The 21,929-nt window shown below is 55.0% G+C and carries 24 protein-coding genes; 21 read left to right on the top strand and 3 right to left on the bottom strand.

Features of this window, described 5'->3' with window-relative positions; genetic code table 11:
* Positions 1-43 precede the first annotated feature (43 nt).
* The 14 genes from ABLO27_RS17555 to ABLO27_RS17490 all read left to right on the top strand — a co-directional run bounded on the left by ABLO27_RS17555 (position 44) and on the right by ABLO27_RS17490 (position 8,452).
* Positions 44-469, top strand: coding sequence for a hypothetical protein (locus ABLO27_RS17555; RefSeq protein ID WP_353034286.1), 426 nt, complete (start codon positions 44-46; stop codon positions 467-469).
* A gap of 45 nt (positions 470-514) precedes the next feature.
* Positions 515-892: a DUF4279 domain-containing protein gene (locus ABLO27_RS17550; protein WP_353034285.1), complete on the top strand. Its 378-nt coding sequence runs from the start codon at positions 515-517 to the stop codon at positions 890-892.
* Positions 893-1,057: 165 nt separating this feature from the next.
* On the top strand, positions 1,058-1,204 hold the full coding sequence (locus ABLO27_RS17545) for a hypothetical protein (protein ID WP_353034283.1): 147 nt from the start codon (positions 1,058-1,060) through the stop codon (positions 1,202-1,204).
* A 1,019-nt stretch (positions 1,205-2,223) separates the two neighbouring features.
* Entirely contained in the window at positions 2,224-4,185 is a 1,962-nt protein-coding gene (locus ABLO27_RS17540; protein ID WP_353034282.1) for a hypothetical protein, read from the top strand.
* Entirely contained in the window at positions 4,185-4,829 is a 645-nt protein-coding gene (locus tag ABLO27_RS17535; RefSeq protein ID WP_353034281.1) for a hypothetical protein, read from the top strand. The genes ABLO27_RS17540 and ABLO27_RS17535 overlap by 1 nt, the downstream gene beginning before the upstream one ends.
* A 68-nt stretch (positions 4,830-4,897) precedes the next feature.
* Positions 4,898-5,458: a hypothetical protein gene (locus tag ABLO27_RS17530; RefSeq protein WP_353034280.1), complete on the top strand. Its 561-nt coding sequence runs from the start codon at positions 4,898-4,900 to the stop codon at positions 5,456-5,458.
* A gap of 11 nt (positions 5,459-5,469) precedes the next feature.
* Positions 5,470-5,685, top strand: a complete 216-nt coding sequence (locus ABLO27_RS17525) for a hypothetical protein (RefSeq protein ID WP_353034279.1) — start codon at positions 5,470-5,472, stop codon at positions 5,683-5,685.
* Complete coding sequence (locus ABLO27_RS17520) at positions 5,675-6,139, top strand: lysozyme (RefSeq protein ID WP_353034277.1); 465 nt, start codon at positions 5,675-5,677, stop codon at positions 6,137-6,139. The genes ABLO27_RS17525 and ABLO27_RS17520 overlap by 11 nt, the downstream gene beginning before the upstream one ends.
* A complete protein-coding gene (locus ABLO27_RS17515; protein WP_353034276.1) occupies positions 6,136-6,492 on the top strand; it encodes a hypothetical protein in 357 nt (118 codons plus the stop codon). The genes ABLO27_RS17520 and ABLO27_RS17515 overlap by 4 nt, the downstream gene beginning before the upstream one ends.
* Positions 6,467-6,730, top strand: a complete 264-nt coding sequence (locus tag ABLO27_RS17510) for a hypothetical protein (protein WP_353034275.1) — start codon at positions 6,467-6,469, stop codon at positions 6,728-6,730. Before ABLO27_RS17515 ends, ABLO27_RS17510 begins: the two co-directional genes overlap by 26 nt.
* On the top strand, positions 6,723-6,968 hold the full coding sequence (locus ABLO27_RS17505; RefSeq protein WP_353034274.1) for a hypothetical protein: 246 nt from the start codon (positions 6,723-6,725) through the stop codon (positions 6,966-6,968). The genes ABLO27_RS17510 and ABLO27_RS17505 overlap by 8 nt, the downstream gene beginning before the upstream one ends.
* A 49-nt stretch (positions 6,969-7,017) precedes the next feature.
* Positions 7,018-7,326: a hypothetical protein gene (locus tag ABLO27_RS17500; RefSeq protein WP_353034273.1), complete on the top strand. Its 309-nt coding sequence runs from the start codon at positions 7,018-7,020 to the stop codon at positions 7,324-7,326.
* A gap of 11 nt (positions 7,327-7,337) precedes the next feature.
* Entirely contained in the window at positions 7,338-8,087 is a 750-nt protein-coding gene (locus tag ABLO27_RS17495; protein WP_353034272.1) for a hypothetical protein, read from the top strand.
* A complete protein-coding gene (locus ABLO27_RS17490; RefSeq protein ID WP_353034270.1) occupies positions 8,084-8,452 on the top strand; it encodes a hypothetical protein in 369 nt (122 codons plus the stop codon). The genes ABLO27_RS17495 and ABLO27_RS17490 overlap by 4 nt, the downstream gene beginning before the upstream one ends.
* Positions 8,453-8,636: 184 nt before the next feature.
* Here the strand turns inward: ABLO27_RS17490 and ABLO27_RS17485 are convergent, their stop codons facing one another.
* Both ABLO27_RS17485 and ABLO27_RS17480 read right to left on the bottom strand, forming a co-directional pair.
* Complete coding sequence (locus tag ABLO27_RS17485) at positions 8,637-10,589, bottom strand: multiheme c-type cytochrome (RefSeq protein WP_353034269.1); 1,953 nt, start codon at positions 10,587-10,589, stop codon at positions 8,637-8,639.
* A 212-nt stretch (positions 10,590-10,801) separates the two neighbouring features.
* Positions 10,802-11,749 (bottom strand): GlxA family transcriptional regulator, encoded by a 948-nt coding sequence (locus ABLO27_RS17480; protein ID WP_353034268.1) that lies wholly within the window; start codon positions 11,747-11,749, stop codon positions 10,802-10,804.
* A 78-nt stretch (positions 11,750-11,827) separates the two neighbouring features.
* On the opposite strand from ABLO27_RS17480, the gene ABLO27_RS17475 reads away from it, so the two are divergent.
* From ABLO27_RS17475 to ABLO27_RS17455, 5 genes are read left to right on the top strand one after another with little or no spacing between them, the layout of a single operon-like run.
* Positions 11,828-12,988: an acyl-CoA dehydrogenase family protein gene (locus tag ABLO27_RS17475; protein WP_353034267.1), complete on the top strand. Its 1,161-nt coding sequence runs from the start codon at positions 11,828-11,830 to the stop codon at positions 12,986-12,988.
* 2 nt (positions 12,989-12,990) lie between these two features.
* The gene (locus ABLO27_RS17470) at positions 12,991-15,027 is read left to right on the top strand and encodes an acetate--CoA ligase family protein (protein ID WP_353034265.1); all 2,037 of its coding nucleotides are present in this window, start codon (positions 12,991-12,993) and stop codon (positions 15,025-15,027) included.
* Positions 15,020-15,802: a carnitinyl-CoA dehydratase gene (locus ABLO27_RS17465; protein ID WP_353034264.1), complete on the top strand. Its 783-nt coding sequence runs from the start codon at positions 15,020-15,022 to the stop codon at positions 15,800-15,802. The genes ABLO27_RS17470 and ABLO27_RS17465 overlap by 8 nt, the downstream gene beginning before the upstream one ends.
* A 10-nt stretch (positions 15,803-15,812) precedes the next feature.
* Complete coding sequence (locus tag ABLO27_RS17460) at positions 15,813-16,724, top strand: 3-keto-5-aminohexanoate cleavage protein (RefSeq protein ID WP_353034263.1); 912 nt, start codon at positions 15,813-15,815, stop codon at positions 16,722-16,724.
* Entirely contained in the window at positions 16,721-18,139 is a 1,419-nt protein-coding gene (locus ABLO27_RS17455) for a carnitine 3-dehydrogenase (protein WP_353034262.1), read from the top strand. Before ABLO27_RS17460 ends, ABLO27_RS17455 begins: the two co-directional genes overlap by 4 nt.
* 80 nt (positions 18,140-18,219) lie before the next feature.
* Here the strand turns inward: ABLO27_RS17455 and ABLO27_RS17450 are convergent, their stop codons facing one another.
* Entirely contained in the window at positions 18,220-19,095 is an 876-nt protein-coding gene (locus tag ABLO27_RS17450) for a LysR family transcriptional regulator (protein ID WP_353034261.1), read from the bottom strand.
* Positions 19,096-19,273: 178 nt separating this feature from the next.
* Between ABLO27_RS17450 and ABLO27_RS17445 the strand changes: the two genes are divergently transcribed.
* Positions 19,274-19,894, top strand: coding sequence for a glutathione S-transferase family protein (locus ABLO27_RS17445; protein ID WP_353034260.1), 621 nt, complete (start codon positions 19,274-19,276; stop codon positions 19,892-19,894).
* A 331-nt stretch (positions 19,895-20,225) separates the two neighbouring features.
* Positions 20,226-21,878 (top strand): pyridoxamine 5'-phosphate oxidase family protein, encoded by a 1,653-nt coding sequence (locus ABLO27_RS17440; protein ID WP_353034259.1) that lies wholly within the window; start codon positions 20,226-20,228, stop codon positions 21,876-21,878.
* The last annotated feature ends 51 nt before the right edge of the window (positions 21,879-21,929 follow it).

Raw genomic sequence — 21,929 nt, 5'->3', positions numbered from 1 at the left:
CCAAATCAGGCGAAGCTCATAGCCAAAGAGGTAAGGGAGCAAAATGAGTGAACGTAGGTGGGATTGGATACCGGGGACTGGTGTCGGTCCATGTAGGTTTGGAACGCCTGTCGTCGAGTATGAAGCCTATTTGGATCTGAAATTGGTTAGACCAGAGGGCGCAAGTGTCACAGGCTGGGGAATGTACGAAGTGGGAGGTCCGGAAAAAACGGTTTGGACAGAAAATGGAAAAATCGAAGCGGTACAGTGTGAAGACTTTTTTATTTTTACAAACAAAAACCTGATTGGGATGTCCGAAAGGGAGTTGATCGCCCATCTCGAGAAAAAACCGGACGAAGTAGGTGACAGTGTAGAGTATGAAAATGGTTCGATCCAAACACCCTATGAATTCGAAGACCTTGCACTTGAAGTCTGGTTCGAGAACGGAATTCTTGTGAGTGCTTCTGCCGGGGAGATCGTAGATGACTGATTGGGTCGCAGAACATTCGACGGTTGAAAAATGACCGGCGAGCTCATGGACTATGACATCGAGATAAGTTTCACTCTCCTCTCTCCAGTGACTCTGTCCCCAAACGAAGTTGAAGCTGTTCTTGGGCTTAAGGCCGACTCAAAAGGCCGGTTTGGCGCAAAGAGCCCGACTCAAAGACAAGTCCCTGCGAAGAACTGGACGACTTTTACATCCTGGGCAGACGAGGAAAGCGCATCATTCGAGAATCACTTGGATAATCTTTCCACCAAGTTTCTGCCTAAGGAGGCAGAGCTGAAGAAACTTTCCGATCAATGTGAACTAATATTCGGAGTACTGGTTGAAGACGAGGATGGAATTCATCCGTTTAAGATATCGACTGAAGCGATAGAGTTTTGCGCATCCATCGGGGCATCATCGAAGTGAAGGCTTATTGAGGTCTTCAAGCTGGTCGTTGCCTATGTCGGTAACACCTCTCAAATTCCTCGCCATTGTATGCTGCAGAACGAGTTCTGGATTGCTTGCATCACGTGAAGGGCTGGTCCGCTCCAAGCATCGTGCCGTACCGCCTGAATTGGAGAACCTGAAATCATGAAACTGGAACTCGAAGAGCTGTTTTATGGCCAGCAAATCTTGTGTGATGCCTTACTGGACAAGGTAACGTGCAACCTGGTTGAAGCATTTCTTGAATTTGGAGAAGCAGAGGCGAGTTGGAAACTGGTGATCGCTTTCGACTGAAGCTATAGCGTAATTCGGGAAATTCTTGAAGACATTGTCGATGATTTTGAACGGTTCTTCGAAGGTGCTATCGAGCTTGCTAAACTCTCTACTGTTCATTCCTTCGATTTTGAATTTGTGACTCAGGCAGAACCAACACCCTATGGTGAATTTGAACCAACCAAGCGGGTCTATGCGTTCAGAAGAATGACCAAGCAGTATCTGGAGCTTCTCCAGAATGAGCAGGAGAATGCTGATATCCAAGCGGATAACGTCAATTGAGTGAGGGCCTGTAGCGCAAATTGCACATCAGTCTGAAACTCATTCCACTGTGCTTTTCTCCTCGCACAGTCTTTTTGACTGAGGCCCCAGAGCGCGTTGTGACCTGCAAGTAGATCCATTGCCTGACAACGTTGAAGGCAAGAAGTTGCGGAATTTCCGGCGCAGGCCTTTCACGTGTCGGGTAGACCGATTTGCAATCTTCAGTGACGGCAAACTCAATTGAACTTCGTCAGTGCAATCGCCAATCTGGATGACAGTGAAACAGACTGAGACGCCTTGGACCTGGGAATGCCGCACAGCAAAGGCGTTTTTCAGGGCAAGTATCTGAGACCTCCTCAAGCAGTTGGACAATTCGGACACTGTCGAAGTCAGCATTGCTTTCGGAGTTCTTGCCGAACTTGACGGGATCGATCCGAGTATTGTTGACGGTTTGCGTGTGCTTGAGCCGTTGCAATTTGGTGTCGGTTAGATTGTCACTCTAAATCCAACGACTTTGGTTCTCTTGAGAGGACGTTTTCGCAGAACTGACGTAAGTCTACGATCCTCTGCGGCTAAAACATTGCAAACGCACATTGCTGATCAAAGCCTACGAACAGCCTCATATCCACCGCGTAGGGTACGATGCTAGTTGGACCCTCTGTCACGCAAGCAGACGAAATGCGGTGACGTCAAAGTGTGGTTGCTGCCGGCAACATCTAGTTCGATCAATCAAAGACACTCATCAGCGGCGTGTGCCGCAAACAACTAACGAGATTTCTATGACAGTAGCAGCCTTGACGGAAGGCCGCGCCCAAATCCAGGGTGACGGCGTGACCGAACGTGTCGACTTGCCTTTTCAGTTTGTCGATGAAACCAACCTTCAGGTGATCCATACGGATGGCAATGGAAGTCAAACCGTCTGGACTTACCAGCAATCCCCCGGAAGCTGGACTTTCACGGGCGGGAACTTTGCAATCGGTGCGGTTCACTTTACCGCGGCGGATTTGCAGGCAGGTGAAACCCTGACGGTCTTGCTGGTCAGTGAGTTTGACCAGCCTTACAGCCTTGCCGGTGGTGAAATTGACCCGGCCGTGATGGAAAGGGCTATGGATCGGACTGCGATCAACATGCAGTCGGTTGCCACCCGTGCCTTGATCGAGAAAAACGGCGGCTTTGATCTGGACGGCCGTCGACTGATCGGTGGGATTGAAGCGGCGGAAAACACCGACGTGCCGACGCTTCAACAGGTGCTTGAGATCGCTTCCCTGCCTGGCGCCCAGGGTCCAAAGGGGCCGATTGGGGACGCTGGACCGGCTGGGCCGCAAGGTGCGGAAGGCCCACAAGGTGCACAAGGGCCACAAGGGGAACGGGGACCGGTTGGCTATGAAGGCCCTAGAGGCCCGACCGGCTTGCAAGGCCCGGAAGGCCCAAGAGGCCCGGAAGGTCCGACCGGCCCGACTGGCGCGCAAGGCCCGATCGGTCCGCAGGGACCACAAGGCCCCGAAGGTCCTGTGGGTAAGGCATTCGATCCGGATGCGTCCGGACTGACTGCCGATCGCGCCGCCTACAATGCGGAACCGGCGAATTTCTCGTATCTCGATACAGAGGCCGGGATTGTATATTGGAAGCTGTCCAATGCGGTGGGCGCCTGGTCGGTTGGCGTTCCGTTCGGCCGTGGTCCTCAAGGCCTGCAAGGACCTCAAGGCATCCAGGGACCGGCGGGACCTGTCGGGATGAACCATCGCGGCACCTGGTCGAACGCGGTTGCCTACGTTGTCAACGACACGGTGTTTTATGACGGCGCGTATTTTGTTTGTGTGGCCGATCATACAAACGTCACCCCAGCGGATGCCGCCGCAGAATGGGATATTGTTGCCTCTAAAGGTGAGCGTGGCTTACAGGGACAACAGGGCATCCAGGGAGCGGAAGGACCGCAGGGGATACAGGGGCCGGAAGGCATCCAGGGGCCAAAGGGCGATCAGGGCATCCAAGGCCCGACCGGCGCGCAAGGGGTGAAAGGTGATCAGGGCGACCCCGGCTTGACCTATCGGGGTATGTGGTCATCTGGCGTTACCTATGCCGCGGACGAAACGGTGACCTATAACGGTTCGTCCTATATTTCTCTTCGCATCAATGTTGGTCAGAACCCAAGTACGTCGTCAGATGATTGGGGTTTGCTCGCTGCAAAAGGGGATACGGGCGCACAGGGTCCGCAAGGCCCGCAAGGCCCGACCGGTTCGACCAGCTATAACGCCGGAACTCTGGACGGCTTGGATAGTTCGCAGTTTGTCCGCTCGGATGGCAATGACACAATGTCGGGAACGTTGACGCTAACGGGTGACCTGAATGTGCAGGGCGGTGACATTACGGTTGGCAAGAATGGCGGCGGTGACGCCGATATCCATTTTTATGACGACAACTCAAACACAAGCCGCACGTTCCGTTGGGATGACAGCGCTAACGCCCAGGTGATGGAAGAAAACGACGGCGGACTGCACAAGCTTGCGCTGGTCTACGACGGGTCAAGCGCTTCAGAAACCAACTTTCCTATAGGACACATTGTTTTTACCAACAATTCCTCTCCGTATTACGGGCGGAACACCGCAGCAACCATCAAGCAGAACTCAGGCAATTGGGACTACAACCATGGTCAAGGAGACGGCAGCACCCTGTCGGGAACTTGGCGTTCGCGTGGTCGCGGTCCGAGCGGAAACGGCAATATCTTTCAGAGGGTGGCATAATGGAAATTGTGAAAGTTCTTGCGATTGAGCCCCACGGCGGGACCGACCTTGCGGAAAAAGACACTCAGTTCCTAAGCGCGATCGTCCATCTTCAAGTTAGGCATGCAAACGGCACGCTTGAAGAAATCCCGTATGGGATCAACCCCCCAACTCCCGCTCAAAAGGCCGCGTTCCTCGCGAAGGTAAACAAGGCATGGGACGAATACACCGTTCGTTTCGAGGCATGGGAGGTTGATTTTGCCGCCGGGAATGCCACGGAAGCGCAAAAGCCAGTCTTCAAAGAGCCGGTGGACAATTCAAACGAAAACAAAGTTAGAATTGTTGCGCAACAATGGCTGAATACTGGCGGCAAGATTTCGGACTGGGTGCCGCCGGAGCCAGCGGCCGAGTTGATCAAGGCCGAAGCGGCCCGCCGTATCCTGGAAGTTGCCCCGGAGTGGTATCAACGCAATCTCACTGCTCGGGCGGCTGAACTCTCATTGAAGGGCGTCGACAACTGGACGGCCGAAGAACAAGCGGAAGTGGCCGAAGGGCAAGCCATATGGGACAAGATCAAGGGCATTCGGGCGGCGTCTAACGCGCTTGAGGCCATGGATCCCCGGCCGTTCGACTTCGCGACCAATGAGGCTTATTGGGCCGCGTAATTCTGCCTGACAATCACACCCGCAAGTGCCGCCCTTGAGGCGGTTTTTTTGTGCCTGAAAGGACACTCATGCTTTCCTCTCTTCTCTCCTGGCTTGTGGCGTTGCCGGTGCTGATGATCTTCAACCGGATCCGCGGCGGGGGCATGTCCAGCTTGACGGACCGCCTTCCAGGTCGAGCGCTGTATTATGTGGCGGCCATCGTCGGCGGGCTGGCCGGATCTCTGTTGAGCCTGGAACTTGGCCTTGTGGTCTTCCTTGGTTTCCTCTTCTGGGGTGCGCCTGGCTGGGGGCTTTGGTTCGATCTGCACCGGCATGACGATCAGCAAAGGAATGATCCGCGGCGAAACGACCTGTTCGTGAGGGTGATAGACGCTCTCTCGTTCGGTTCTGACTATGCCGCAATGTTCTTTCGTCTGGGGGCCTTTGTCTTGCCGATGCTGGCCGCTTGGTCTGCGTGGTCTGGGGCTTCTCCCTGGCTCGGCTTTGCCGCGGTTCCGTTCGGTCTGCTCGGGGTAGGGGCTTACGAACTCCGCTGGCGCACTACTTGGGGCAACACTCTTTCCGAATTGCTGGTTGGTGCTCTTTGGTGGGCGCTGATCCTTGTCATGTACCTGGCCGCACCTGGTTAAGGATCCCAACAATGAAACTCGTTACGAACTGGCGCCGCGTTCTGCGCAGAGCGTGGAGCGTGCGCCTCATGATGCTTGCCGCGCTGTTGTCGGGCGCGGAAGTCGCGTTGCCCTTCATGGGTGATTTTATCGAGCCGGGGCGCCTGGCGTTTCTTTCGGCTCTTTCCACTGCCGGCGCATTCGTCGCCCGCCTTCTCGCACAGAGGAATTACAAAGATGGGACGTAAAACCCGCCTGGTCGGGACCGTTGGCGCGGCTGCAATCGTGCTTGTCGGAACCTGGGAAGGTCTGCGCCTGAACGCTTATCGTGACGTTGTGGGGGTGCCTACTGTCTGTTACGGCGAAACCTACGGGGTGAAGCTGGGGGACAAGCACACAAAGGCCGAATGCGATGCAATGTTGATGCGCTCGCTGCGAAAGCATGAAGCAGGAATGCGCAAGTGCCTGAAGAACCCCGGCGCCATTCCTGGCAAGTCCTATGTCGCCTTTGTCAGCCTGACTTACAATATCGGGGTAGGAGCGTTTTGCCGATCGACGGCACGTAAGCGGCTCAACCGCGGAGACATTCGCGGCGCTTGCAACGCTGCCAAGTGGTTCAACAAGGCGGGCGGCCGCACCATCAAGGGGCTTGTGAACCGCCGGGCGGCAGAACACAGGCTTTGCCTGGAAGGCCTGAAATGATCGGGGCGGCTGCTTGGATCCTCCAGAGCCGAACCGCTCGCACAGTGTTTGCCATTGCCGCCGTTCTGGGCGGCCTTTTTATTTGGCACAAGGTCGACAAGACCAGCGCGGTAAAGCGTGCAGTGGTTGAGTATGTCGCCAAGGTCGAGCTGACCGCGGCACGGGTTCAGCTCGAAGAGCTCAAACGCCGCCAGGCCGTCACCGATGGGGCGCGGCGCTTTCTTCAAACAGAAATCGAAATGGCCAACGCGGAAGCGGAAGCCGCAACACAGGAGCTGGAACACTATGTTTCGACTGTTGAGGCCGGTTGCGTTGTGCAGCCTGGCCTTGTTGACCGCCTGCGGAACCGTTGACGAACGGTTGCAGGTCGCCGCCGCGGCCCAAGGCGAAACGGAAGCAACCAAAGAGTTGCCGCCTTATCCGACAGATTGCCGGTTGCGCGAAAGGTCAGGCGTCCGGATCGGGGAGCCTCTGGACGTTGCTTTGCTCCGGACAGACCAGGCGCTTGGTCGCGCCAATGCCCGCGTGAGACGGTGCGGCCAGTGGTACGACAAACTCGTGACCGGCTTTGCAGGGGAAGAGCGTGACTGAAGACGAATTGCGCGAGGTCGCCAAGGAAGGCGGCAAAGAAGGCGGGCGGGAAGCCGCACAGGAAGTGCTGCGCGCTCTCGGCGTCGACCTGGAACACCCATTCGAAGCTCAGAAGGATATGCACTTTCTGCGGGATCTGCGCAAAGGCACATCAAGCGTCAAGGGCAAGGCCATCAATACGATAATCGGGGCCTTGGCACTGGCCGGGCTCTACAAGATTTTCACCGGACTGAAGTGAGGCGGGCAAGGATCCGCCACAGGCCAATGAACAGAAAGGAGCCTGAACCATGGCTGCCAAACTGGAAGTTACATTTTCCCCGGCTTCGGGCCGATCCGTGAACGGCACTGCGATGCCGGCACTTGATGCCAATGCAGCGACCTCTGAAACCCTGACGGCTGCGAACACCCCATCAAACAGCGTGGCCGGTCCGCAAAGCTTCGCCAGGATTGCGAACTCTGGTGACGTTCCGCTCTATGTCGCCTTTGGCAAAGTCCCCAATCCGAACGCTTCTCCGCGCTGGTTCCTGGGTGTTGGCCAGGCGATGCCTTTGGGATGCAGCGAAGGTGACAAGGTTGCGTATGTTGAACAGGTATAAGGACAATGGATTTGGACTTTGAACTAGGGCTGTCGGCGTCGGCCGCAGCCATGATCGGGCCGCCTGGTTCCAATCCGGCACCCTGGTCCCCTCTTGATCTGCCCAATACAGCCATTTGGTTGGATCCCTCCGACCTTTCGACCATGTGGCAGGAAACGACAGGGGCAAGCGCCACAACCCTGGCCCAAGTTGACGGCATCGTTGGAACCATCAAAGACAAGGCTCGAGGCCTCTATTTGACTGCCCCGTCCGATGCAGCGCGCCCGGTTCTTCGAAAAGTGGGGGAGCTTTATAAGCTCGAATTCGACGGCGTAGACGACCGCCTGAAGGTCAGTGGCGCTACCGTCTACTATCAGCCGAATGTTGCCGCACTTGGTGCACGGGTAGGGGACACAGGCAGGTTCTTCGACGGTATGGGCGGTGTAGAGCGCCATATCCTCACTCTCGGCACCCATTACGTACAGCAGTACGCGGGGAACTGGGCTGGTGGTAAAACCGGCAAGACCACATCAACCGCACAGGTCATCACCACGCATTGGGAGGGTGAAAGCTCCTACATCAGATATGACGGCGGGGTTGAACTGGTCGGGAACGCAGGCACGAACGCTTACAAAGCCATGACAATCGGTACGGATTTCAGCGGGTCGCATCCCGGCGTTGCCGATATTTACAGCGTCGTGTTCCACAACGGCGCACTTTCAAACGAAGATCGCGCGAAACTTGAAGCACACATCGCAGAGAAAACAGGGGTGACACTATGACGACTTACCCGCATTCCTTGGTCGTGATCGCACCGGCCGCGATGGTCCCGGCCGCCAGCGCAATGGCCGCAGCATTAGGGCTTACCGCGGGCTTCGCGGTTCCCTTGTCGGTGAGCGGCGTGGATCCAGCAACCCACTACGGTTTGCACTCCTGGGTCGCAGCCGCGTTCAAGGCCTACATGACCGGCGAACAGGTTCCGGACCTGCAGGGCTATACCGCCGTCGATATCGCCGCACTCTTGGGGCAACTGACTGTTTCGGTAGATGCCGGCGGACAGACCGGAAGAACACACTTTGAAGCGGTGACCGGCGGTCTAGGCCTGTCGGTGATCGTTCCTCTGGATGAGCTTCCACAGGAGAGCTAATCAACAATCAGTGCAACTCAACTGCCAACGTCATGAATGCAAATGCTTTCTGGTCAACGGGGTAGGATTTTCAGCGAAATTTACTTGCTTAGAGTAAAGGGTAATTGTGCGTTGAAGGGGAAGCCAAATCTTCTCGTTTGAGCAACTGAAACATTCACCGTGACGATCAATTTCCGTTATTTGCTCATTGTGCAAGAAACTGTATTTTCAACTCGAGCAGATTAGGGTCGCCGGGGTTCGCGGCCAGTCCCTTTTGAATAGTGGTTTCTGTCGCTGAAAAATCTCGTCGAGACCAATGAAGTTGGACAAGCATTGTCCAGGCCTGAACGAGTTGCGGATCGAGTTCTGTCACCTCCGAAAAGGCGTTTATCGCAGCTGCAACGTTTCGCATCGCAAGCGCAGCACCACCGAGTACCATATGTGTCTCCGGAAAATCGGATTTGGCGGCCAGAGACAATTGCCACTCCTTTGATGCCTTCATTGCTGTTGAGGCCGCACTTTCAGGAAGATTTCTTCTCTGCAAAGTCAAAAGCTGACGTGCCGCCGCAATTCTAACTGCCTTTGCTGGATCTTCGAGCGCTTGCGCGATCCGCTCAGCTCGCAGGCTACTTGGAGCCTGTTCCTGAAGGGTGATTGCTGCCGCCCTTATCAACGGGTCTTCATCGTCCAATAAGGGAGCAACCTGGTTTGCCAGATCTGCAGTTGCCTGCCGCCCCAACAGGTCAAGGGCGGTTGCGCGAACGATCGCAGGAAACGTCGACTGAGAAGCGATGTCCAACAGCTCATCTCTCAAGTTCGCGGGGCTATTTCTTGCCGCAGCAAACGATTCACCAAAGTGCCTTGTACGGTGCTTGCTATCGGGGAACCTGTTTTCGAGTTCTTCTGCTGCCCAGTCCGGAGTTTGATCCTGATGACAATCATTGCAGGCGTTAGGTGTTCCAATTGTCACGCTCAAGTCAGGTCGAGGAACTCTAAATGAGTGATCTCGGCGGCCATCGATTCCCATATAGGTTCGTTCAATCATATGACAGGAAACGCATTGAGCGCCCTCTGTGCCGGTCTCGTGAAAGTGATGGGAGGGGGCGTCGTACATTTTTGGCGAAAGCGATGGAAAGTCAGAATTGCCTGCAGTTGAATGACACTGGGTGCAAAGCGCGTTTCCCGTGGCTTTCAATTGAGCGCTATGCGGGTCATGGCAGTTTGTGCATCTGACACCTTCGGCATACATTTTTGACTGCAGGAAAGACCCATAAACGTACACCTCGTCGAGTATCTGGCCGTCTGGGTGATAGAGCCCTTCACGTAGCAATGCCAATCTGTAACTGTCGTGGAAGGGTGTCCCCGGGACGGGCGAGGCGTCCTGATATGGTTCTCTTCGAGAATGACATCCCGCGCATTGCTGAATTTCCACTTCGGGTTCAGATCCTGAAAATCTTAGGGGAAAGCCCTTTTGCGAGAGCCCCTGAAACCGTGAATCTGCAGGTTGGGATTGGTTCTCTGCCCATGAAACATGCGCTTCTCCAGGACCATGGCAAGCCTCGCACCCGACCCCAATCTCAACGTGAGCACTTTTGTATTGCCGATTGCGCAAACTGTAGTTTTTAGAGAAACCGGTGGCGTGACACTCCGCACACCTGGCGTTCCAGTTCTTGTACGGACCGCTCCAGTGAAAGCCGTCTTCCGGCTTAAGCAACTGGTCAGGATACAGGTGAAACCAGCTTTTGTTTTCCTGGTCCCAAACGACGTCAAAGGACTGCAGTCGTCCGGGTTCTGTTTCAATCAGGTACTGCTGTAGAGGGGCAATTCCTCCTACTCCCACAACCTTGTAGGTTTGTGGGGCGTCGATGATGTCCGAGGTCTCGATGAAAAAGCCTTCACTGGTTCGAAAAAAGCGGGTTTTTCTGTTCTTGTGAGTGAAGATCGCGTCATTGAAGTTTCCATCTACAGTCTCTTGGGTAGGATTCATCCAAGCCTTCGCATGATGGGACCGCTGCCAGGGTTCCACTTCTGCCTGGTGACAGGTTTCGCAGGATTCTGACCCCATATAGTTGGGGATTGGATCAGCTTGCGCGAGCGCTGCAGTAGCCGCAAAGACCAAGAGGACAATCAGAAGACCAAAACGAACTGATTCAAACATACCGTTCCACCCGGACACGGCGTGCATTCATGTGGTTGGTTTTCGAAAACACAATGAAACAATCTAAAAGTGGCGTTAGCTATCTCTTGATGTAATCGGCAACGGATTGAACGAACATGTCAAGGAAATCTTCCTCGAAAGATGGAGAAACAGGGTGCCGTTTGATTCTGCTTTCGGTCAGTATCCCGGGGCCAATTGTGCAGTGGTAAGAATTAGAGTGATTGCCGGTGAGCCTTCGGAGGTTGCCCGAATTCAAGGCGATATGCACGGGTCATCGCGCTTGTATTTTGATACCCACAACGCTCTGAAATTTCGGCAATGCTCAACGTTGTCAACTCGACTAGCCGACGGGCTTCACGAAGGCGAATTGACTTGTAGACAGAACTTGGCGTCAACCGCATCTCGTGTTGAAAGTTGTCTTCGAGTGATCGTTGATCTACGCCAAGTCGCTTGGAAATTTCTGGGATGGGCAAAGGTTGCTCGATCGTCCGGCGCATCAATGCGGTTGCACGGCGAACAAGTCTGTCGGAAGACAACCTCTGGAAAGGGTCATGCATTTCGAGTTTGTCGCCATGCATAAAAAGTGCTGCAATTTCTAGTGCAAACATCGGACTGTGGTGGTTCTTGATCAACTCAAGCGTTAGCTCAAAGGCCGTGGAAGCTCCACCACATGTCGCTAGGCCGGGTTCAATGATAAAACGATTCTCATCGGCGTCAACGTTCGGGAAAGTCTCGGAAAAACGGGTGTATTCATCCCAATGAATCGTAGCGCGACGTCCGTCGAGAAGACCCGCTGTGGCCAGAAGCCACGCGCCTGTATCCATGCCTACCAGCGTTGAGAAGCGTGTTCTTGCAGCTCGCAGGATTTCGTTGGTTCTCGGTGTTGCATACTCGGAAAAGCCGTAACTCGGCATTACGAAAAGGTAATCCCCACTGGGCATTGCTTCAGCCCATGACAGTGTTTCAACCGGCAGGCCGCTTGAAGAGCTTATCGTTCCGCCGTTCAGACTGATGTGTTTCCAAGAGTACAGATCTTGATGCGCGATTGTATTAGCCGCACGGAATGGCTCGATCGCGTTTGCAAGGCAGTGATTGGAAAAGCGTTCGAACAGCAGAACACAGATAGACTGCGTTCGTTCAGATTTTTCCGAAGTTTGCATGATTTTACACCAAAGTTGCACAATTTAGTCCTTCGACTTGTCTCACTCTTGCGAAGCTGAGGCAAGAGGAGGTGTCCGATGCATTTTGGACTTAGCGAAGAACAAGAGATGATCGTCTCAACGGTGCGCTCTTTTGTTGAAAACGAGATCTATCCCCACGAAGACAGTGTGGAAAAAACAGGTCAAGTTCCCGTGGGGCTTGGGGAAGAGCTCAAGCAAAAATGCATCGATCTCGGCTTCTATGCCTGCAATTTTCCCGAGGAAGTCGGGGGGGCGGGACTCAGTCACATGGATTTCACTTTGGTGGAACGTGAGCTCGGAAGAGGCTCCATGGCTTTGACGCATTTCTTTGGACGTCCTCAGAACATCCTGATGGCCTGTAAAGATGACCAACGTGAACGCTACCTGCTACCTGCTGTGCGCGGTGAAAAGATGGACGCCCTGGCAATTACTGAACCCGACGCAGGTTCAGATGTGCGAGGGATGAAGTGCCAGGCGGTCCGTGATGGCGGAGATTGGGTGATCTCCGGTTCCAAACATTTCATTTCCGGTGCTGAGCATGCCGATTTTTTCATTGTGTTTGTGGCAACGGGCGTCGACGACACCCCGAAGGGTCCGAAAAAGAGAATTACGTGTTTTCTCGTGGATCGTGGAACTCCGGGTTTTGAAGTCCGAGAGGGCTATAACTCTGTCAGCCATCGGGGCTACAAGAATTACATTCTTTACTTCGACAAATGCCGCCTGCCAGGCCGTCAGATCTTGGGAGAGATCGACGGTGGTTTCGACGTCATGAATGATTGGCTTTACGCCACTCGATTGACCGTGGCGGCCATGAGTGTTGGTCGGGCACGCCGGTGTTTTGATCACGCTGTAAGTTATTCGGTTGAACGCAGGCAATTCGGTCAATCAATCGCGAAATTTCAGGGGGTTGGCTTCCAAGTTGCTGATATGATTACCGAAATAGATGCGGCGGACTGGATGACGTTGGCAGGTGCCTGGCGACTGGATCAAGATCTGCCGGCAAACCGCGAAATTGCAAGCGCAAAGCTTTTTGCGACCGAAATGCTGGCGAGGGTTACCGATACAACGCTGCAGATTTATGGAGGAATGGGCCTCATGGATGATTTCCCGATCGAGCGCTTTTGGCGCGATGCTCGAGTCGAGCGAATTTGGGATGGAACCAGCGAAATTCAGCGTCACATCATCAGCCGGGATATCTTCCGGCCACTTGGAGCATAGAGATGCAGGTGCTCGATCGCTTGCTTCGACCAAAATCCGTGGTGGTTATCGGTGGTGGAACGTGGTGTGAAAATGTCGTTCGCGAATGCAGGAAAAGTGGATTTCTCGGCGATCTCATCGTGGTTCATCCAAAGCGGAGTGAAGTCGGGGGATGCATGGCGGTCCAGTCGATTGACGACCTGCCTTTTGTGCCGGATGCAGTATTTGTAGGTGTCAACAGACATATGACGGTGAACATCGTTCGCGAGTTGTCGGCAATCGGGGCGGGCGGTGCAGTGTGCTTCGCTTCGGGTTTTCGTGAAGCCTCCCAAGAGCTTGAAGACGGTCATAGCTTGCAGGAAGAGTTGGTGCTTGCGGCGGGCGATATGCCCATCCTTGGACCCAACTGCTACGGTTTCATCAATGCGCTGGATGGGGCGATGCTTTGGCCGGATCAGCATGGGGCAGCGTCAGTCTCTCGAGGTGTAGCCATAATTTCGCAATCCTCGAATATTGCTTTGAACCTCACTATGCAGGCGCGGGGCCTGCCTATTGCTTACTTTCTGACGGTTGGAAATCAGGCGCAGATCGGTCTTTCCGATATCGGTGAAGCCTTACTGCATGATGATCGCGTAACGGCCATCGGGTTCCATATCGAAGGAATTGATGATCTGCGCAGATTTGAGCAATTCGCTCGAAAGGCTCGGGCGCTTCGGAAGCCGCTGGTTGCCCTGAAGGTTGGCAAATCGGAACAAGCTAAAACTGCAACAGTTTCGCACACTGCGTCGCTTGCAGGGGGAGTGGCTGGAGCAAGAGCCCTCTTCAGGCGTTTGGGGATTGCGCAGGTCGACAGTCTCCCTGTGTTGCTGGAAACGCTCAAGCTGGTGCATGTTACAGGTTACCTGCCGGATGCCCGTCTTGCCTCAATGTCCTGCTCAGGAGGGGAGGCGAGCCTTATTGCAGATATGGCATTCGAGCGAGGAGTGAACTTTCCGGAGCTTGATGACCGGCAGAAAGCAAATCTCAAAACTGTTCTCGGCCCCAAGGTGGCACTTGCCAATCCCTTGGACTACCACACCTACATTTGGGGCGACGTCGAGGCAATGAGCCGAGCCTTTACTGCGATGATGCAAGGGGATTTATCACTTGGAATCGTCGTACTGGATTTTCCGCGTGCCGATCGATGCTCACAAGATGAATGGGTGAAAGTGCTCGCCTCCATCGAGATCACCGTCGAAGCAACTGGGAAACCCATGGCGGTGCTGAGTACTCTTCCGGAAACCTTGCCCGAAGACGTTGCCGCAACACTCGTGGCGAAGGGAGTTGTTCCTCTTTGTGGAATGGAGGAAGCCATGTCGGCGATCGCTGCGGTTTCTTCAGTTCCTGAGGAGTTGCCTTCAGAAATGATCCATGTTCCCAAGACAGTCGGGAAGTCGATGACGATTTCGGAAGGCGAAGCGAAAATCGCCTTGCAGAAACATGGGGTGCGGATACCCGTCAGCGTTCAGGCAAACAGTGCAAACGATGCTGTGTCAGTTGCCGAACGTGTTGGCTTTCCGGTGGCCTTAAAGGGGCTTGGAATTGCGCACAAGACTGAAGCCGGAGCAGTTTCTCTCAACCTTATGTCCGGCGAAGAGGTTTCCGAAGCGGCCAGTTCCATGCCAGCTGATCGTTTCCTTGTAGAGGAAATGGTGACTGGTGGCTGTGCTGAGCTTCTGGTCGGTGTTGTGCGAGATCCGGCGCATGGCCTCGTTTTGTCCCTGGCGGCGGGAGGTGTTTTGACAGAGCTGCTTCAGGACAGTGTCTCAATGGTGCTGCCAGCATCCCGGTCAGAGGTGAGGGATGAACTTGGCAAGTTGAAAATATCAAGTGTCCTCGCTGGCTATCGAGGTAGGCCCCAATGTGACCTTGATGCAATCATCGATGCAGTGATGGCTGTTCAGAGTTACGCCATGTCGGCCGCGGTCGAGGAAGTTGAAATCAATCCTCTGCTATGCGGTCGGGACTTTGCAATCGCGGTGGATGCGTTGATCAAATGTGGAGAGGCAATCGATGAGTGATCCAATCAAGACCAGAAAAGATGGTCACGTTCTCGAAGTAACACTTGATCGTCCGAAGGCAAATGCAATTGATCTTGCGACAAGTCGCGTCATGGGAGACGTATTTACCGAGTTCAGAGACGACCCGAATCTGCGAGTGGCGATTGTTACAGGAACGGGTGAAAAGTTCTTCTGCCCGGGTTGGGACTTAAAGGCGGCTGCAGCGGGTGACGCAGTTGACGGAGACTATGGAAAAGGGGGCTTTGGCGGGCTTCAGGAACTACGTGGTCTCAACAAGCCCGTCATTGCGGCGATTAACGGCATCTGTTGCGGTGGCGGGCTCGAGCTTGCATTGTCAGCAGACCTGATTCTCGCGGCAGAGCATGCCACTTTTGCACTTCCTGAAATCCGGTCTGGAACCGTCGCCGATGCGGCAAGTATCAAACTTCCGAAGCGAATTCCTTATCATATTGCCATGGAAATGCTGTTGACCGGTCGCTGGATTGACGCGGAAGAAGCAGCTCGATGGGGCCTGATCAATCACGTTTACTCTCAAAGCGATCTGATGAGTGAAGCTCGCAAACTTGCTCAACTGTTGGCCTCAGGACCCCCGCTTGTTTATGCGGCGATCAAGGAAGTGGTTCGGGAAGCCGAAGACATGAAATTTCAAGATGCAATGAACCGCATCACCAAGAGCCAGTTTGAGACTGTTGAAAGGCTTTACCGGTCCGAAGACCAGCTGGAAGGGGCGAGAGCTTTTGCCGAAAAACGCGACCCGGTCTGGAAGGGCCGATAGGAGTAGACCAATGCCTTTGCAGATGAACCGGGATGTATTTGTGACCTGTGCGGTGACGGGATCTGGCGGGACGCAGGACAAGTCCCCGCATGTCCCGCGCAGTCCGCGCGAGATTGCCGATAGCGCCATTGACGCGGCCAGGGCCGGTGCTGCCGTTGTGCACTGTCATGTGCGCGACCCGGAAACCGGAGCACCGTCACGCCGGCTGGATCTCTACCGGGAAGTGACGGAGCTGATCCGCGCCGCCGATGTCGACGTGGTGCTGAACCTGACCGCCGGCATGGGAGGCGACATTGTCTTCGGCTCCACCGAAGCGCCCTTTCCGGTGAACGCGGCCGCCACCGACATGATCGGTGCGTCCGAGCGCATGGCCCATATCGCCGAATGCCGGCCGGAAATCTGCACGCTCGATTGCGGCACCATGAACTTTGCCGAAGCCGACTATGTCATGACCAACACGCCGGGCATGCTGCGGGCCATGGGCGCCATGATGACCGAGCTCGGGGTCAAGCCGGAGATCGAAGCCTTCGACACCGGCCACCTGTGGTTCGCCAAACAGTTGGTCAAGGAAGGCACGCTGGCTGCGCCGGCGCTGGTGCAGCTGTGCATGGGCGTGCCCTGGGGCGCGCCGAACGATCTGAACACCTTCATGGCCATGGTCAATGCCATCCCGGACGACTGGACCTGGTCCGCCTTCAGCCTCGGCCGCGATCAGATGCCCTTTGCGGCGGCAGCGGTGCTGGCCGGCGGCAATGTGCGGGTCGGACTGGAAGACAACCTGTTCCTGGAAAAGGGTGTCCTGGCGACCAACGCCCAGCTGGTGGAAAAGGCGGTCAAGGTGATCGAGGGAATGGGCGCCCGGATCATCGGTCCGCAGGATGTGCGTGACCGGCTTGGGCTGACAAAGAGGGCTCCGGCATGAAGGCAACGATAGTCGGCGGCGGTGTCATCGGCGGAGGCTGGGCAGCGCGCTTTCTCCTGAACGGCTGGGATGTGGCGGTCTACGACACCGACCCTGAGGCGGAACGCAAGATCGGCGAGGTGATCGCCAATGCCCGCCGCAGCCTGCCTGCACTCTATGACCGGCTGTTGCCGGAGGAAGGCGCACTGACCTTCCATGACGATCTGGCGGCAGCGGCCGCCGGGGCGGACTGGGTGCAGGAGAGTGTTCCGGAACGGCTGGACCTGAAACACAAGGTGCTGGGCAGCCTGTCGGAGCTGGCTCCGTCAGGCGCGGTCATCGGCTCCTCGACCTCCGGGTTCAAGCCGTCGGAACTCAACAGCCAGGGCGCACGGGCCATCGTCGCCCATCCGTTCAACCCGGTCTACCTGCTGCCGCTGGTCGAGCTGGTTGGCGATGCGGCTGAAACCGGGAAGGCCGCGCAGATCCTGCGCGACATAGGCATGTTCCCGCTGACCCTGCGCAAGGAAATCGATGCGCATATTGCCGACCGTCTGCTGGAGGCGGTCTGGCGGGAGAGCCTGTGGCTGGTGAAGGACGGCGTTGCCACGACCGAAGAGATCGACGAGGCGATCCGCATGGCCTTCGGCATCCGGTGGGCGCAGATGGGCCTGTTCGAGACCTACAGGATCGCGGGTGGCGAAGCGGGCATGAAGCACTTCATGGCCCAGTTCGGCCCGGCCCTGGAATGGCCCTGGACCAAGCTGATGGATGTGCCGGAGTTTACCGAGGAGCTGGTGGACCTGATTGCCGGGCAATCGGATGCCCAGTCCGGTCATCTGTCGATCCGGGATCTGGAGCGGCTGCGCGACGACAATCTGGTCGGGATAATGCGGGCGCTGAAGAAGAGCGGCAGTGGAGCCGGCGGGGTGATCAACCGGCATGAGGCCAATCTGAACGTTGAAGCCGATCCGGAGCTTCCGGTGACGGGGGACCGGCAGGTTCCGCAAAGCTGGACGGATTACAACGGCCACATGAACGAGGCCCATTATCTGGAGGCTGCTGCGGCGGCAACGGACCGGTTCATGGAGCTTATCGGGGCCGATGGCGACTATGTTGCCTCTGGCAGGAGCTACTTCACGGTTGAGAACCACATCCGGTATTTGGACGAGTTGCATGCGGGGGACCGGCTGACGATCACGACGCAGGTTCTGAAGGGGGAAGGCAAGAAGATGCAGCTCTTCCACTTCCTGAAAGGTACCGGGGGGCAGGTGGCGGCCACGGTCGAGACGCTGCTGCTGCATGTGGATCTGAAGACCCGCTCCAGCTCGCTGCCAGGCCCAGAGGTTGCCGACAGGCTTGCCATCTTCGCAAACCACCACGCCCGACTGCCAACCCCAGACGGTGCAGGACGCTTTGTCGGGCAAAGGGCCTAGATCTGTCTGGCGGTGTGTAACACCTCATAGTTTGTAATTCGGAACTGTCACTTGTGAAGTGTTTCAATCTGCTTGGAACCTTAGGCTTGTCGTCCCATTTCGCTAGCAAGAAAATCTATGAGAGCGCGAACGCGGCGTGTTAAATGTCTGTTTGGTGGATACAGCGCGTAAAGACCAAAAACGTCGGTCTTATAGTTGGGAAGCACATGCTCCAGCAGATTGGAATTCAAGGCCTCTTCCACCGCATAGAAGGGAGAGCGTGTGATTCCCAAACCTCCGATAGCCATTTGAGCAAGTGCCCCCGGCGAGTTGGTTTGAATGGCCCCGTTAAGCCTGACAACGTGTTCGTGAGCTCCGGACTTGAAACGCCAGACGTTGATTTCCCGTTGATTGTTGTCGACAAGACAGGCGTGTGTGGAAAGTGCCCTTGGATCCTGTGGGCGACCATGCCGATCCAGGTATTCCGGTGAAGCGCAAAGAATTAAAGGCATGTCAGTGAGCTTCCGAGCGATCAGTGTTGAATCCCGGAGAGCTCCAATTCGTATTGCCAGGTCGAACCCTTCCTCGACGATCGCAACCCTATTGTCGGTAAGTTTCATGTCGAGCTCGACTTCGCGGTTCTGGCGCAGAAAAGGGATTAGGGCCTGTGTCAAACGCGTACTTCCGAAACCGGTGGGAGCAGTGATCCTGATTGGCCCTGCCAAAGCGCCCTGACGCTCGCGAACGAGGGCATCCAGCTCATCGACCTGTTCTAAGATTGGTCGACACCGTTCCAGATAGGCAGCTCCGACATCGGTCAGGGAAACGCTGCGGGTCGTGCGATTGAAGAGTTGCGTCTGCAATTGATTTTCAAGTTGTTGCACGTATTTGCTGACGAGCTTGGTTGAGATCCCAAGCCTGCGGCCAGCTTTTGTGAACGAGCCTTCCCGTGCAACAGCAATAAATGCTCGCATCATTTCGAACTTGTCCAAGCGCTTCCTTTCGACTGCATGTCAATCAATTATCCATGAAGTGTACATAATAATTGAATAAACTGGTCAATTATATCCAATTCAGGAGTGTGTATATTGCAGTGAGCGAGCCGGAGACAACGGATCCGATTTTCGCAAGAGGTTCAGACTAAAGGAAACTGCAATGTCCAATGCCATTCTTATTCACCGTCATCCCTTGTCCGGTCACTGCCACCGTGTTGAGTTGTTTGCGAGCCTGGCCGGTGTAAATTATGAACTTGTTGATGTGGATCTCCTGGCTGGCGAACACAAGCAATCTCCATTCCTGACGCTCAATCCAGCCGGAAAAGTTCCTGTCGTTCAGGACGGTGAAGCCACAATCGCTGACTCCAATGCCATCCTCGTCTATCTGGCACGCAAGTATGCGCCCGATTGGCTGCCGACGGATCCGGTCGCGGAGGCCGAAGTACAGAAGTTTCTTTCCCTTGCCGCAGGCGAAATCGCAAACGGACCAGCTGCCGCGCGTCTCATTACCGTCTTTGGCGCTCAGCTTGACGCAAATCGAGCCAAGGCAATTGCGGATCAGGCCTTCGAACGGCTTGAAGCACATTTGAAGGGACGAGCGTGGCTGGTTGGAAACCGTCCATCTGTCGCTGATGTTGCGATTTACAGCTACACCGCACATGCCCCAGAAGGAAATGTGTCGCTTGAAGCGTATCCCAACATCAGAGGATTGCTTGAGCGCATAGAGGCTCTTCAGGGATTCGTGCCCATGCAGGCGACAGCGGTTGGACTTGCTGCCTGATTGCTCCTTTCCTGCATCTGTTCCTGACACACGAGTGATTGCACTTCCGAATGTCGCCAGGGAGGTGCCGCGGCACCTCTCCGGTTGATTGAGAACAGGCCTCCAATCAACACGGACAGTAAGACGACTGTTTCTGCGACAGGAAATCGACATCAGGTCAATGTGAAGATCGTCAGCGCACTGGTCGCGGTGGAACAGGCGGAAGTCCGGCCGGAGTGGCTCTGGAGGCGGACGATCTTACGGCACGGTCATTACCGATCAGCAGATTGGATTCTGACACGTGTGGAACTTCCAACAAGAGTTTATTGAACCAGGCTGCGAGGAAACCAAAATGGTTGAGTCTGTATTCCGCATTGCTGACGATGATCAGCTGTCGCCATTTCATGAAGGCGAGCGCCAGATCCAGAAAAGAATGGGCGCTGAGGAAATCGAGACATGGGCTCGCAAGGTCATTCGCGATTACATGCCCGCTCAGCACCGTGAGTTCTATGAAGCGCAACCTTTCCTGATCGTGTCTGCTCGAGACGAAAAAGGTCGACCCTGGGCAACGGTGCTGGAGGGCAATGATGGCTTCGTTACATCGCCGGAACCTGACAGGCTGACCATCACAAGCGTGCCCGTGAAGGGAGATGCGCTCGAAGCCGCGTTCGTTGAAAAGGCAGACGTTGGCATTCTAGGAATAGAGTTGGAAACACGCCGGAGGAACCGTGTGAACGGACGGATTGAAGACAAATCAGACAACTCAATCTCTTTCGCCGTTGATCAGTCTTTCGGGAATTGTCCGCAGTACATTCGTGAACGAAAATATTGGAGGAATGCTGCAAAACCAGCCATCAGGGTGTTCAGGGGACATGCTTTAACGGCTTTTCAGAAGGACTGGATTGGGGCGGCAGATACTTTTTTTATTGCCAGCGGATACCGTGGTGAAGGGGACACCCTTGCCTATGGCATGGACGTTTCTCATCGCGGTGGAGAGCGTGGATTTGTCGAAGTTCTCGACGAACGCCGGATCAGGTTTCCGGATTATGCTGGAAACAACCACTACAACACGCTGGGGAATCTGGCACTTGATCCAAGGGCAGGTTTTCTGTTTCTGGATTTCTCAACCGGCAGCCTGTTGCAACTCACCGGAAAGGCCTCAATTGACTGGAACTCGGATATCGTCAGTCGGGTTCCAGGTGCTCGACAACTCGTTACGCTCGAAATTGAAGAAATTGTCGAGCTTGCGTCCGCGTTGGAGCTGCGTTGGCAAGAAGATGCCGATTCCGCACGCACTCTTCGTTTGATGGAGAAAAGGCAGGAAAGTGCCGATGTCATGTCGCTACTCTTTGAAGCGAGAGATGGTGGTGACCTACCAGTCTTCGAAGCAGGTCAGCATTTGCCGATCGAGTTGAACATTCCTGGGCAAATCGGCAAGGTTGATCGGACATACTCTTTGTCCGGTTCACCTTTGGATAATCGGTACAGAATTTCTGTAAAACGTGAGAAAGGCGGTCTCGCTTCCACTTTCCTGCACGACGGCCTGCAGGTTGGTTCAATTGTTGAAAGTCGCAAACCCTCAGGCGATTTCATGATGACATGTGCAGAATGCCCTCTTGTTCTTGTTAGTGCTGGCATTGGAGTAACGCCGATGTTGAGCATCTTGCACAAAGTGTCTCGTGAACAGGGAGATCGTTCGGTCTGGTTTGTTCATGGTGCCCGGGATGGAAATCATCATCCATTTCGTGACGAGATCAAGAAGCTCGCGGACAACAGATCGAACATCGAATTGCTAACGTTATATAGCCGCCCACTTGCGTCGGATATTCAAGGGCGGGACTTTGATGAGGAAGGTCGCGTTTCGGCCGAGCTCATATCGCAATTGGTGGACCGCGCCGACGCTCACTACTTCATTTGCGGACCAGCAGCGTTCATGGTTGGTGTGAAAGCAGATCTTGAAGACCTGGGCGTACCTGAAACGCAGATTCACTATGAAACGTTTTGAGCTGAACGTGGGTGAGGCATCGGGAAAGCGTTGCCGCGGAAACTCATGTCG

It is taken from the genome of Roseibium sp. SCP15 (assembly GCF_040329435.1).
In the GTDB taxonomy this organism is placed as follows: domain Bacteria; phylum Pseudomonadota; class Alphaproteobacteria; order Rhizobiales; family Stappiaceae; genus Roseibium.
Note: the sequence above shows the minus strand (reverse complement) of the source record. Positions and strands in the feature narration are given on the sequence as shown.